Raw genomic sequence first — 13,109 nt, 5'->3', positions numbered from 1 at the left:
GCTAAGATTAATAAATTTAGTAATAGTTTAAGGGAAGTTTTTATCTATTACTTTCCGGTACAATATATAAATTTCTTCTTTATAATTATTTATTCTTTTTGTCCTAAAAGTTCATTTAAGCATTATTTTTAACCATAAAACAAGTAAAAAACTTATTATTTAAAGGTTTTTAATTATAACTTTGCTTTAATAGTACTCAACAATAATTTAGTAATGAGCATTAAAAATTTTAATAATATCAATGATTTCTTAAGTGAATTAGAAATACCATTATTAAAAAACAAGGAGTTTTATATTGCTAAATTTGAAGATTATGATTTTAACATTTCCTCAGAACCATTCAGTTATAAACACGAATATTTTGAGATTTCTTTTTCTATTGGTTACGACGCTCAAGTTTCAATAAACGATAAAACTTCTAACGCTTTAGATTTTAATATTTCGTTTGTATCCCCTGGTCAAATAGTTACTTGGGATTTAAAAAACATTCAACAAGAATCTACAAGCTACATTCTACTTTTTAAACCTGAGTTTTTACCATTAGCATATAGCATATTTGATATTTACGAAAACTTTTCTTTCTTTAACAACTACACTTTATCGAGTTATAAACTCAGTAATTCTCAAATAACACTATTTCTTAATTATTTAGAAAGCCTTGACCAAGAGTATAAAACAGACTCTGAAGATAGTTTAGAGATTATAAAATCATATTTAAACATCTTTTTACTTAAAATAAAAAGAGAATTACAATTTAGTCAGAAAGTAAGTTATTTAAAAACTAGAGCTCAAGAAATAACATACAATTTTGAAAACTTAATCAAACAAACTAAGTACAAACATCAACCAATAAAATATTATGCTAAACAGCTCAATTTAAGCCCTATATATTTGTCAGAATGTATAAAAAAGACAACTAATAAGACTGCGAAACAGATTATTGACGAGTATTTAATTCTGGAGGCTAAATCGCTATTAAAACAATCTACAAAATCAATTTCTGAGATAGCTTTCTCTTTGGGTTTCGATGATAATTCGAATTTTGTAAAGTACTTCAAAAATAAAACTGGGTTTACTCCAAAAATGTACAGAAATCCATAAGACCATATTTTTTACCATAAAAACCATTTTTAAGCCTCTCCATACAGGTTTTTGATGTAATAATTTTGCCTAATAATTAAAATTAATAAGGTGAGAAAAATTATAACTATCATTACAACTTTGGTTTTATTCTCTTGTAACCAAGAAAAAAACACTACATCAAATAACAACCGACCTGCATATCTTATAGCTAGTTCTTTTATGCCAGAAGGGCATGAATCATTAGACGCTTATTATCATGCTGCCCACCCTTTACTAGAAGCTGCAGGAGGAGAAACGATAATTGCTGGTCATTCAAAACAAGTAAAACATCTTTTTGAGGGAAAATGGAATGAAGGTGCAGCTTTTACTGTTTTTAAGTTTCCTTCTATGGAAGCTTTACTAGGCTTTTGGAAATCTGAAGAATATCAAAAAATTAAACATTTAAGGACAGATGTTATCCCTCCTAATTTCACTTTTGCTACTGAAGGCTTTTTGCCTATTGACATTGAACGCTATGTCGAAGACAAGAAAAATTAAAATATCAATTACCTAAAAAACAACCTATAATTAAAATGAAACATCTAACATTACTAATAGCTACCTTTATTTTTACCTCATGTGTAGCTCAACAAAACACAACTAACTTAAAGAGAAAAAATCCAAAATCTTTATATAACCCCACTCAATATGGTTTCACTCAAACTATCAATGCTCCTGCAAATGGTGAATATATATTTGTTTCTGGTCAATTAGGAACAAATGAAGAACTACATGAGTTTTCAAAAGACTTTAGAACTCAAGTTAAACTTACACTTCAAAATGTAATCCATGGCTTAAAAGCTAATAAAGTCAATACTAAAGATGTTGTAAAAATAACGGTACTAATTAAGGATCACTCTAACAAACGTTTAAAAATATGGACAGAAGAGATGTTAAAAGTATGGGGAAATAAATATCCTACAAGTACATTGATTCCTGTTCCTAGATTAGCATTAGACGGGATGCTTATTGAAGTTGATGCAATAGCTTATAAAACCAAGTAAAGTATACAATAAAGCTAAAATTTCTATTAAGGTTTTCTCAGTAAAGACAATACAAACTATAACGAATCATCATGAAACAGTTATACAAAGACTTATGGCAAACAGAAAAAGGCAGTCATTTTGGAATGAGCATGAAAACTTATGTACTCAAAACTCCAGAAGCGAACATTGTTATTTATTATTCAGATAATGAAAATGAAGTTTCACAAATAAAAAAACTTGGGGAAATGGATTATCAATTTATAAGCCATCATCATGAGTTCACGCCTGCTATGTTTAAAAACCTCAACGATTTTGAAACTACATTATACACTCATAAAAAAGCTATTCCATATTTAAAATATACAATTCAAAATATGGTAGCCTTTAAAGAAACGAGTGAACTTTCTTCAAGCCTTAAAATAATTTACACTCCTGGTCATACAAACAATAACATTTGTTTGTACTATAAATCACCTTTTGGCAAAAACTATTTATTTACTGGCGATACAATTTATTTAGATAACGGACATTGGAATATTTTAGTAATGCCACATGATGGAGGTAGTTACATTAAATTAAAAGAAAGTCTTTTAGAGCTAAAAAAGTTAAAGGTAGATGTTGTTATGCCTAGTGTAGGTGTTGGGTTATTTGGAAATAAAGCAATGGAAGTTACACAAAGTGAATGGCACAAGATTATTGACAATACATTAGGTTTAATTCCTTAATGAGAAAAATTTAAATATGGTTTTAGTTTTTAAAACAGATATTAAACAAAAGCACGAAAATGAAATCAGAAAAATTTTATTTGATTTTACAGAAATAACAAAAATTGATTTTGATTTTGAAGACTGTGATAATATATTGAGGATTGAAGCTGATAAAAATTTGATTTCAGAAATAGAAACACTTTTGAATTCAAACAGTTTTTACTGTAAAGATTTAGTTTAAAATCTTTTACTATGTTTATCATCAATAAAACCTATACTACCTTATGATGAGAACAGGTGTAATCCAAATAATCTTTTAAAGTTTCCTTTAGTTGAGATAGATGGTATATTTTATCATCTATTTCTTTCATTTTCTTTTTGATAAAATCTTTTTGATATTCTTTATCAAACTTATTAGACTCTATAGAGTCTATTACTTCCTTACATTCTTTTAATGTTAAACCGAGCTCTTTCATTACTATAATCATTTTTATAGTTTCTACATGATCGGTATTATAATCTTTATAGTTGTTATATTCAAAAGGTCTTGATGCTTCTTTAATTAATCCCATTTTTTCATACAACCTTATAGTATCCTTAGTTACTCCTGTAATTTTTGCTACTTCTCCAATTCTCATAAATGTTAAAATATGTTAAAAAGGCATGATTTATTTGACTATAGACCATAGTCCACTGTTTACATTTGCAATGTATTAAATAATACTTAAACAGCTTAAACAATTTAACATGAAGTTCTTAACTACAATAGCTTTATTACTAATAGTATCAATACCTATTAACTCTCAAACAATAGATACCAAAAACTCTAACGTATCCTTCTCTGTCAGAAATATGAAAATAAGGACGGTAAAAGGAACTTTTACTGGAATGAAAGGAGAAGTTATATTTAATCAAAAAGACTTATCTAAGTCTAAATTTAATATTTGTATTGATGCCAATACTATAAATACCAATAATATCAAAAGAGACAAGCATTTAAAAAATGAAGATTTTTTTGATGTAGAGAAATTTCCTAAAATATGTTTCATTTCTAAATCCATTCAAAAAAAGAAGACTACTTATTTAGTAAACGGAAATTTAACAATGCACGGCATTACTAAGAATATAACAATTCCGTTACAATTTAAGAACAATCAATTTATTGGTTCTTTTAAAGTAAATAGGACAGACTATAAAATTGGTGGAAAAGGAGGTTTTATGGTTGGAAAAGAAATTGAAATATCTATTAACTGTAAACTACAATAAGGATGAAAACAATAAAAATTTTATATTGGATATCTATCTCATTTTTTGGACTAAGTATGTTGAGTGGAGCTGCTTTATATTTTTTTAACTATCAGCATGCTTATTCAGAGTTTTCTAGATTAGGCTTTCCAACATACATCATATATCCATTAGCTATAGCTAAAATAGTAGGAGTAATAGCTATTCTTCAAAACAAACAACAAACAATTAAAGAATGGGCATATGCTGGATTTACCTTTAATCTTCTATTTGCTTTTAGTGCTCATTATGCCACTAAAGACGGAGAAGCTTTTGGACCAGCTCTCGTATTAATTTTTTTAATCTTCTCTTATATATTGGATAAAAAGAGAGTCCAAAAATCAATTAGTAATGAATAAACTAACCTTAATTACAGGAGCTACAGATGGGATTGGAAAATTTACAGCACTGCAATTAGCACAAGATGGATATTCTGTTCATATCTTGGGAAGAGATAAAGCCAAAGGATCTAAGGTTTTAGAAACATTAAACAAATTAAATCCTCTAGGAAACCATTGCCTTTTTATATGCGATTTATCTAAAATCAATGAAGTAAAACGTTTTTTGAATTCATATCTTAAACAAAACAACAAACTAGATGTTTTAATTTTAAACGCTGGAATTCACCCCAAAAAACTAACTATTTCTGAAGATGGAATTGATACAACTTTTTCTGTTGGATATATATCGAGATATTTATTTTCTGCTAAATTAAATCCATTATTAGAAAAGTCAGATATTAAAAAAGTAATTCATATTTGTGGTTCTATAGTAGGAAAAATAAGTTATGATAAATTAGAAAATCCAACGTATAGCAAACTAAAAAGTGTTTGGCAAAATTCCATTGGTAGTGCTATTTTAGTTTATCATTGGAAAAAACTCTTAAATACAAGTGTAACACATTTGCATTGGAATCCTGGCATTGTAAATACGCAAACAGTAAAATCTCAATCCAATTTAATTCAACTCTTATCAAAATACTTTGGAATGATTGAACCTAAAGAAGCTGCTAAAAAAATTGCAGCTATAATTAATTCAAATTCTAATGAATTATTTTATAAAAACGGGGAAGGTTATAATAAGATTCCTAAAAAAATAAAATCTAAAAATGAGTTATTAAGATTAATTTCTTTTTCTGAAAATTTCACAGAAGTCTATATAAATTATAAGATTAGTATATAAAGTAACATTTATCAAAATGCTTTAATTTAAGTAAATTTGCATTCAATCATTATACTTTATCAATGAAAAAAGAATGCTGCAATTTAAATGAGGTTATTCAGGAATTTTACAATTTTCTGAAAGCTTATGTTTTAGGTAAAGTTAAAAATAAGCAAGTTGCAGAAGACATTGTACAGGAGGTAATGATTAAATTAGTTGAAGCACATCAAAAATCGCCACAAGTAGACAATATTAAAGCTTGGCTATTTCAAGTTAGTAGAAATACAATATTTGATTATTTCAAAAAACACAACATAGAAGCTAATTTTGATAATGATTGGAAAATAGAGAGCAACGACTCAAATGAAAACTCAAAAGTTATTGTTGCTGATTATATTATTCCTATGATTGAGATGTTACCATCAACATATGCAATCGCTTTGAAAATGAGCGATATTGACAACATTCCTCAAAAAGATATCGCTACTAAGTTAGGTTTAGGACTTTCTGCTACTAAAATGCGTATTCAAAGAGCACGAATTAAATTGAAGGAACTTTTTATAGAATGTTGCGATATTGAATATGATAAAAATGGAGCTTTTGCAGGTTGTGTTATTAAAAAACATTGCGAACCTTTACATCAAGTAACAAAGAATTTAGAGAGTAAATCTTCTTCATAAAGCATAAATTTACACCATATAAAAAAGCCTTGTAACCCAATGATTACAAGGCTTTTTTAATTTTTAATTGAAATATTTTTCAAAAACTTGTGTCTTTTCACATGCTACTTCAGACTTCATAATAAAGTTTAATATTTAAAACAATAATTTATGAATACTGAAATCAAAATTTTACACTCGTCGTGTTGCGCTAAGGGATCTCCTATAAAAGAGCAACTTGAAGGAATCGCTAAAGAAAACAACCTAAACATTTCTATTGAAGAACTTTCAAAATTAGAAGACACAATGGTTTATGGTACAATGATTTTTCCTTCATTAGTAATCAACGGAAAAGTATACGATTACAAAAAATACAATACTAACGATAAACTATTATCTCTATTAAATTAATTTGAGCATGGAAAAACTAACACAGTTTCTTTCTACAATTGCTGATTATCTTGTTTACGATTTGTTTGGTATAACTCAAAATAGTGTATTTGGTAATGCTCTTCACTATTTTTTAATTGGTTTTACAGAAATAGTAATTCTTGTAATTCTTGTTACCTATTTAATGGGAATTATAACGAGCTATTTACCAATGGACAAAATTCGTGTATACCTAGAAAAGAATAAGAAATCTGGCTTAGGAAACATAATGGCTTCATTACTTGGTGCTATTACTCCATTTTGTTCTTGTTCATCTATTCCACTATTTGTGGGAATGATGCAAGCAAGAATTCCTTTAGGCATTGCACTGTCTTTTTTAATAACTTCTCCATTGGTAAATGAAATTGCGATTGCAATATTTTGGGTTACTTATGGATGGAAAGTTACCGTTATATATGTACTTACAGGTATTGTATTAGGTGTAGTTGGAGGAATTTTATTAGAAAAAATCGGAATGGCAAAATATGTAGCCAATTGGGTGAAAGAATTAGGTGAAAGTAAGGCTGAAGCTACAAAAGATACTAGAACTTTTATGCAACGATTACCTGAAATTAATAATGAAGCATTGACTACATTAAAAAAGTTAGTCCCTTATATTTTTCTAGGTTTAGCCATTGGTTCTTTTATTCATGGATATGTTCCTCAATCCTTTTTTGAAACTTATATTTCAAAAACAAATCCATTTGCAGTTCCTATAGCAGTTTTATTAGCAATTCCTCTATATATAGATGCTGTTGGTGTTTTGCCTATCATAGAATCGTTAATAGAAAAAGGGGTACCATTAGGTACAGCCATAGCTTTTATGATGGCATCTATAGGACTTTCATTTCCAGAAGCTTTACTACTAAAGAAAGTAATGCAAAAAAAACTAATCATTGCGTTTTTTTCTACCATTGGAATTGGAATGATTATCTCTGGTTTTTTCTTTAACCTCATTTTTTAAAATCAATTTATGAAATCAATTGTATCATCAATAAGCGCAATTTTTGTTGCCATAGCTGCTTGTACATGCTGTGTTGGACCTTTAATGGCTTTAGCTGGAGTATTGGGTGTGAGCGCATCGCAATTAATTTGGCTATCTAGTGTAAAAAACTATCTAATTACTTTTAGCTTAATAGCTATTAGCTATAATCTTTACAGAGCCTATTACCCAAAAGCACAGCAAGAGTGTTGTGATATGAATCAATACGAAGCCTTATCTAAATTAAACGAAAACGAGAAAAAAGCAGTGTCTTTCTTTCAATCTAAAAAGTTTTTATGGGCTGTAGCCATCATCACAATTATTATTCTAATTCTCCCTTATTTATCTAATTAACTAAATAAACTATTATGAAAATTCAAAACCTATTATTAATAATCGCAGTATCTTTAATATTTTTAGCTTCTTGCCAATCACAGAATAAAACAAATAAAGATGCTAAAGTTGAAGAAATTGCAAAGTCTGGAATTATTACTAAAACCTATACTTTAGAAGGTTTTAAACAATCATGTTGTACAGGTATTGTAAACTATTCTTTAAAAGAAGTGAACGGATATATAAAATCGGAAGCCAATGTTAAAAATCAACAGTTAACTGTTTGGTTTGATAACAAAAAATGTGATGAACAAGCTATCAAAAAAGCAATTAATAAAACCCCATACAAAATAGTAAACTCACTATAGAGTAATGAACATTTAAAATATGCAATAGACATGAAAATATATGATGTAATAATAATTGGCGGTGGACAAGCTGGATTGTCTGTTGCATATTTTTTAAGACGCACCAATTTAGAATATCTAATTCTGGATAAGAATGATAAATCAGGTGGCTCATGGCTCCAAACATGGGATAATTTAAAGTTATTCTCCCCTACAGAATACAGTTCACTTTCTGGTTGGGCAATGCCAAAAAGCGAAAATGAATATCCTACTAAAAAAGAATTCATAAGCTATTTAGAGAAATACGAGTTACGTTATAATTTCCCTATTGAAAGAAACACAATAGTTCATAACGTTACAAAAGAAAATAATCTATTTCAAATAGAAACGAACCAAGGAATCTTCTATTCAAAAAAATTAGTTAGTGCTACTGGTACTGCTCAATTTCCTTTCACACCTTCTTATCCAAATCAAGAAAAGTATACAGGAATTCAACTTCATTCTTTGGAATATAGAAACACTTCAAACTTCAATAATAAAAATGCTTTAATTGTTGGTGGTGGTAATTCGGGCGCTCAAATTTTAGCCGAGGTTTCAAAAGTAGCAAACACAAAATGGGTTACTTTACACCCGCCACATTTTTTACCAGACGATATAGATGGACGTTATTTGTTTAATGAAGCAACCCAAACCTTTTTGAATAAATCAGACAGTACTAAAAAGAAAAAGGCATCACTGTCTAGTATTGTAATGGTTCAAAGTGTAAAAGAAGCCAGAACTAGAAACGTGTTAAATGCTGTAACTCCATTTGAATCTTTTTATGAGGAAGGAGTCATTTGGAAAGATGGAAGCAAAGAAAAATTTGATATCATTATATGGTGTACTGGATTTAAAGCTAACCTAAATCATTTAACCTCTCTTAATATTATTGAAAACAATCGTATTAAAACCACACATACTAGGTCTATAAAAGAACCCAACCTCTGGTTAATAGGTTATGGTAACTGGACAGGATTTGCTTCTGCTACTATTTATGGAGTAGGAAAAACCGCCAGGCAAACTGTAAAAGAAATTCAAGAAGCAACATAAGCTCAAACTTATTATGAAACTCATTTTTTACACTAAATGGTAAAATGTCCATAAATACCCTCTTTTTGTACACCTATAAAAATATCCAGCGCTTGTAGTTTTGCAATATAAATACAAGACTTATGGAAAATATTAAATTTGAAGTTATCATAATTAGAGGTGGTCCTGCTGGACTAAGTGCAGCATTAGTACTAGGAAGAAGTAGAGTAAATACAATTATTTTAAATACCGAAAAAGCTAGAAACTTTTCAACTACGCTTTCTCATACTTTTTTAACACAAGATGGCAAACATCCAACAGAAATTTTTAAAGCTGCCAAAAAAGACATAGATAAATACCCTTCTTTAACATACAAAAAAGAAAAGGCTATTGATGTTAAAAACTCATCAAATGGTTTTATTGTAGAAACAGAAAATGGCACTTATAATTCCAAAAGAGTAGTTATTGCTTCAGGTTACAGAGATGATGTAGAAGGCTCTGGAATAAAAGGACTTTCTGATGTTTATGGAAAATCGGTATACCCCTGCCCTTTCTGCGACGGATATGAATTAGCAGATAAGAAATTAGCAGTATTTGGAGGTGCTGAAATTGCTCCTTTCTTTTCAACAGTAGTTACACATTGGTCTAATGATGTAATACTTTTTACTAATGGAGATATGATTCCTGATAAAGAATTTGTTTCTGAATTAGAACGAAAAGGAATACAAGTGTTTCAAGACAAAATAAAAACATTGCATTCAACCGAAGGTAAACTTCAAAAAGTTGAACTAGAAAATGGAAAACTTATAGAAAGAGAAGGCGGCTTTTATAGAGATATGAAAGTTGTAGAAAACACCAATTTCGCTCAACAATTTAATATTCCTAGTGAATCTGGACATTTTGGATTAACAAATTATATTGTTGATGAAAATAGAGAATCTAACGTAAAAGGACTTTACATTATTGGAGATGCAAGAACTGGCTGGAGCGGAATAGCACCTTCTGTTGCTGAAGGTTACGAACTAGGAGCTTCAATAACAGTTCAAATTTCACAAGAAAATTGGAATAACAAATAATCATCCATTATAATATAGTATGAAAGATTTTTGGAACGAAAGATATAATGATAATGAATGGGCATATGGTAAAGAACCTAATGCCTACATCAAAGAAAAACTACCATTATTTAATGCAGGAAAAGTGTTATTTCCTGCAGAAGGAGAAGGTAGAAATGCAGTCTATGCAGCTACACTAGGATGGAACGTTTCTGCTTTTGACTATAGTTTAAAAGGCAAAGAGAAAGCGGACAAGCTGGCACAACTTAATAATGTTACCATCGACTATAAAGTTCAAGCATTTCTTGATGAAAAATACAAGCAAGATGAATTTGATATGATTTGCCTCACTTCTGTTCATTTTGAACCTAAAATTAAAGCTGAAATGCATAAAAGACTCGATAATTATTTGAAAAAAGGAGGCTATATTATACTAGAAGCATTTAGTAAAGAGCATCGAGAAATTAATAAAAAGAACCCAAAAGTTGGAGGACCATCAAGTGAAGAGGAAATGTATTCTCTTGAAGAAATTAAACGTGATTTTTCCAATTATGAAATCATTGAATTAAAAAACAAAAACACCTATCTTCAAGAAGGACTGTATCATATAGGAAATAGTGCTGTTATTCGATTTATTGGGAAAAAGAAGTAAGTGTTCAATTAAATAATTGTATTTTATAGAAGTTTAAACATTCTAACCGTGAGAAAAAAGGAATTTACAGATTTACCTATTAGAAGTTTTGAAGACAATGCTTTTACACCGAAGCAGGTTTCTAAATTTGAAATTGATAGAATGACTGGAGAGAATAATGGTAACCAAATCATTGTTGAACCTCATCGGCACGATTATTATCATATCATGTTTATAAAAAAAGGGATAGGCAAACATTCTATCGATTTTAAAACTTATGATATAAAACCCAATATGATGTTTTTTGTTTCTCCTGGTCAAGTACATTCTATAGAAACAAGTATAGACACCGAAGGTTATGTAATTTCATTTGATTCTGGTTTTTATCATTTAGGAGATAGCTTTCAAAAACTTTTAGACTTTCCTTTCTTTCATTCTATAAGTAACTCTCCTATTATAAATATAGATAAAGAAAACACTAAAATTCAAGCAGCTTGGGACGAACTATATGAAGAATACAATGCCAGTACAAACGATAAAAACAATATTTTAAGAGCTCTTTTTGAAATATTGCTCATTAGATCTTCTAGAATATACGATTCTCCTACAGAGTCTGAAAAACCAGCTTATTTAACCTATCAATTAAGAAAGTTAGAAACATTAATAGACAGGCATTTTAAAGAACTTCGATTATTAAATGATTATGCCGATTTAATGCATATTTCTCCAAGACATCTTAATAATTTATGTAAAAAAGGGTTAAATAAAACAGTAATGAACCTTATACATGAGCGTACTTTAACAGAAGCTAAAAGACTCTTATTATTCACAAACAATTCTATTTCGGAAATTGCATATGAACTTGGATTTACTGACACTTCTTACTTTATGCGGTTTTTTAAAAAACATACATCTTTAACTGCCGATACTTATCGCAACCAAAACAACATAGTATAGTTTTTTAACCCTTTTGTACTTAATTACCTCCTAAAAGTCCATCCTGTGTAATTATAGCTAGTAATAATTTTGCTTATCACTAAAAACAAAATTTGTGAAAAGTAAAATATCAAGTAGAGCTGCTATGGCAGTTGTGATAGCTAATATGATTGGAACAGGTGTTTTTACAAGCTTAGGATTTCAATTAGTTTCAACAAAAAATACATGGAGTATTATACTTCTTTGGTCATTGGGAGCAATTATGGCTATAAGTGGAGCGCTCTCTTATGCTGAATTAGGTACAAAATTAACTCGCTCAGGCGGTGAATACCATTTTTTATCAGTTGTATATAATAAGTTTGCTGGCTACCTCTCTGGATGGGCTTCATTAACTGTTGGTTTTGCTGCCCCTATTGCACTCGCTGCTATGGCAGCTGGTGCATATACAGAGAAATACTTTGGTATAAACGACAAGTTAATTGCTTCTATTCTAATAGTAGTTGTCTCTTTATTTCATATGTTCAATTTAAAAAGAAGTAGTCAATTTCAAAACACTACTACCTTTATAAAAATTCTAGTAATTTTTATATTTATTGCTATTGGGCTTTTCACTCCCTCAGAGGCTACTTCATTTGACTGGAGTAATCAATGGCAAAACGAAATCCTACTTCCTTCTTTTGCTGTTTCTTTAGTATACGTTTCCTATTCGTTTTCTGGATGGAACGCTGCTGCTTACATTGTAGATGAAATAAAAAATGTAAACCGTAATCTCCCCATAGCACTTATTGGAGGAACACTTTTGGTAAGTGTTTTTTATATACTTCTTCAAATTGTTTTTCTAAAACAAGCTCCTTTGTCTCTACTTGTTGGACAGGTAGAGATTGGGCAAATTGTTGCGGATAATATTTTTGGTAGTATTGGAGGAAAAGTTATAAGTGGTCTCATTGCTTTTATGCTTATATCTAGTATTAGCGCTATGGTATGGGTTGGGCCTAGAGTAACCAAAGCAATGGCTGAAGATTATCAATTATGGAAATTTTTAAGTAAGACAAATAAAAATGGAATTCCAAATAAAGCAATAATACTTCAAGCTATTATTTCTCTTACAATGGTTTTTACAGGATCTTTTGATCAAGTTCTAACCTACAGTGCTTTCATTTTGCAATTATTCGTTTCATTAACAGTTCTAAGTCTCTTCTTTATTAGAAAAAATAATGACTTATCAGGCTATAAAAGTCCTTTATTCCCTTTACCTCAAATTATATTCCTACTAATCAGCTTATGGATTTTAATCTACCTACTAGTAGAACAACCTGTAGAATCACTTATAGGTATTGGAATTTTACTTCTAGGAGCATTGAGCTTTCTTTTCAATAAAGCAATAGAATCTAAAAAATAAAAACTTAAAA

General features: G+C 29.4%; 19 protein-coding genes. 18 read left to right on the top strand and 1 reads right to left on the bottom strand.

What is annotated here, in order from left to right; genetic code table 11:
• Positions 1-213: 213 nt before the first annotated feature.
• From F7018_RS14610 to F7018_RS14590, 5 genes are all read left to right on the top strand, one after another.
• Positions 214-1,101: a helix-turn-helix domain-containing protein gene (locus F7018_RS14610; protein ID WP_150900839.1), complete on the top strand. Its 888-nt coding sequence runs from the start codon at positions 214-216 to the stop codon at positions 1,099-1,101.
• 90 nt (positions 1,102-1,191) lie between these two features.
• The gene (locus F7018_RS14605) at positions 1,192-1,620 is read left to right on the top strand and encodes a DUF1330 domain-containing protein (RefSeq protein WP_217701386.1); all 429 of its coding nucleotides are present in this window, start codon (positions 1,192-1,194) and stop codon (positions 1,618-1,620) included.
• Between the two features lie 35 nt (positions 1,621-1,655).
• Positions 1,656-2,126, top strand: coding sequence for a RidA family protein (locus F7018_RS14600; RefSeq protein WP_150900838.1), 471 nt, complete (start codon positions 1,656-1,658; stop codon positions 2,124-2,126).
• Between the two features lie 71 nt (positions 2,127-2,197).
• On the top strand, positions 2,198-2,833 hold the full coding sequence (locus tag F7018_RS14595) for an MBL fold metallo-hydrolase (RefSeq protein ID WP_150900837.1): 636 nt from the start codon (positions 2,198-2,200) through the stop codon (positions 2,831-2,833).
• A 16-nt stretch (positions 2,834-2,849) separates the two neighbouring features.
• Positions 2,850-3,056, top strand: coding sequence for a hypothetical protein (locus tag F7018_RS14590; protein ID WP_150900836.1), 207 nt, complete (start codon positions 2,850-2,852; stop codon positions 3,054-3,056).
• 31 nt (positions 3,057-3,087) lie between these two features.
• Here F7018_RS14590 and F7018_RS14585 read toward each other — a convergent pair whose 3' ends face one another.
• Positions 3,088-3,453, bottom strand: a complete 366-nt coding sequence (locus tag F7018_RS14585) for a MerR family transcriptional regulator (protein WP_150900835.1) — start codon at positions 3,451-3,453, stop codon at positions 3,088-3,090.
• A gap of 109 nt (positions 3,454-3,562) precedes the next feature.
• Here F7018_RS14585 and F7018_RS14580 point away from each other — a divergent pair, with 109 nt between their 5' ends.
• From F7018_RS14580 to F7018_RS14520, 13 genes are all read left to right on the top strand, one after another.
• A complete protein-coding gene (locus F7018_RS14580) occupies positions 3,563-4,081 on the top strand; it encodes a YceI family protein (protein ID WP_150900834.1) in 519 nt (172 codons plus the stop codon).
• 2 nt (positions 4,082-4,083) lie between these two features.
• Positions 4,084-4,458 (top strand): DoxX family protein, encoded by a 375-nt coding sequence (locus F7018_RS14575; protein ID WP_150900833.1) that lies wholly within the window; start codon positions 4,084-4,086, stop codon positions 4,456-4,458.
• On the top strand, positions 4,451-5,281 hold the full coding sequence (locus F7018_RS14570; RefSeq protein WP_150900832.1) for an SDR family NAD(P)-dependent oxidoreductase: 831 nt from the start codon (positions 4,451-4,453) through the stop codon (positions 5,279-5,281). The genes F7018_RS14575 and F7018_RS14570 overlap by 8 nt, the downstream gene beginning before the upstream one ends.
• Before the next feature lie 62 nt (positions 5,282-5,343).
• Positions 5,344-5,940: a sigma-70 family RNA polymerase sigma factor gene (locus F7018_RS14565; protein ID WP_150900831.1), complete on the top strand. Its 597-nt coding sequence runs from the start codon at positions 5,344-5,346 to the stop codon at positions 5,938-5,940.
• A 150-nt stretch (positions 5,941-6,090) separates the two neighbouring features.
• The gene (locus F7018_RS14560) at positions 6,091-6,330 is read left to right on the top strand and encodes a thioredoxin family protein (RefSeq protein WP_150900830.1); all 240 of its coding nucleotides are present in this window, start codon (positions 6,091-6,093) and stop codon (positions 6,328-6,330) included.
• A 7-nt stretch (positions 6,331-6,337) separates the two neighbouring features.
• A complete protein-coding gene (locus tag F7018_RS14555) occupies positions 6,338-7,312 on the top strand; it encodes a permease (protein ID WP_150900829.1) in 975 nt (324 codons plus the stop codon).
• 9 nt (positions 7,313-7,321) lie between these two features.
• Complete coding sequence (locus tag F7018_RS14550) at positions 7,322-7,684, top strand: hypothetical protein (RefSeq protein WP_150900828.1); 363 nt, start codon at positions 7,322-7,324, stop codon at positions 7,682-7,684.
• Positions 7,685-7,698: 14 nt separating this feature from the next.
• Entirely contained in the window at positions 7,699-8,031 is a 333-nt protein-coding gene (locus tag F7018_RS14545; RefSeq protein WP_150900827.1) for a heavy-metal-associated domain-containing protein, read from the top strand.
• Between the two features lie 30 nt (positions 8,032-8,061).
• Positions 8,062-9,099 carry an ArsO family NAD(P)H-dependent flavin-containing monooxygenase gene (locus F7018_RS14540; protein WP_150900826.1) on the top strand — a complete coding sequence of 346 codons (1,038 nt, stop codon included), beginning with the start codon at positions 8,062-8,064 and terminating at the stop codon, positions 9,097-9,099.
• Between the two features lie 122 nt (positions 9,100-9,221).
• Entirely contained in the window at positions 9,222-10,154 is a 933-nt protein-coding gene (locus F7018_RS14535; protein WP_150900825.1) for an NAD(P)/FAD-dependent oxidoreductase, read from the top strand.
• Positions 10,155-10,173: 19 nt separating this feature from the next.
• On the top strand, positions 10,174-10,785 hold the full coding sequence (locus F7018_RS14530) for a class I SAM-dependent methyltransferase (protein WP_150900824.1): 612 nt from the start codon (positions 10,174-10,176) through the stop codon (positions 10,783-10,785).
• Positions 10,786-10,833: 48 nt separating this feature from the next.
• The gene (locus F7018_RS14525) at positions 10,834-11,721 is read left to right on the top strand and encodes a helix-turn-helix domain-containing protein (RefSeq protein ID WP_150900823.1); all 888 of its coding nucleotides are present in this window, start codon (positions 10,834-10,836) and stop codon (positions 11,719-11,721) included.
• 94 nt (positions 11,722-11,815) lie between these two features.
• Positions 11,816-13,099 (top strand): APC family permease, encoded by a 1,284-nt coding sequence (locus F7018_RS14520; RefSeq protein WP_246175204.1) that lies wholly within the window; start codon positions 11,816-11,818, stop codon positions 13,097-13,099.
• Positions 13,100-13,109: the final 10 nt, after the last annotated feature.

Source organism: Tenacibaculum aiptasiae (assembly GCF_008806755.1).
Lineage (GTDB): Bacteria > Bacteroidota > Bacteroidia > Flavobacteriales > Flavobacteriaceae > Polaribacter > Polaribacter aiptasiae.
Note: the sequence above shows the minus strand (reverse complement) of the source record. Positions and strands in the feature narration are given on the sequence as shown.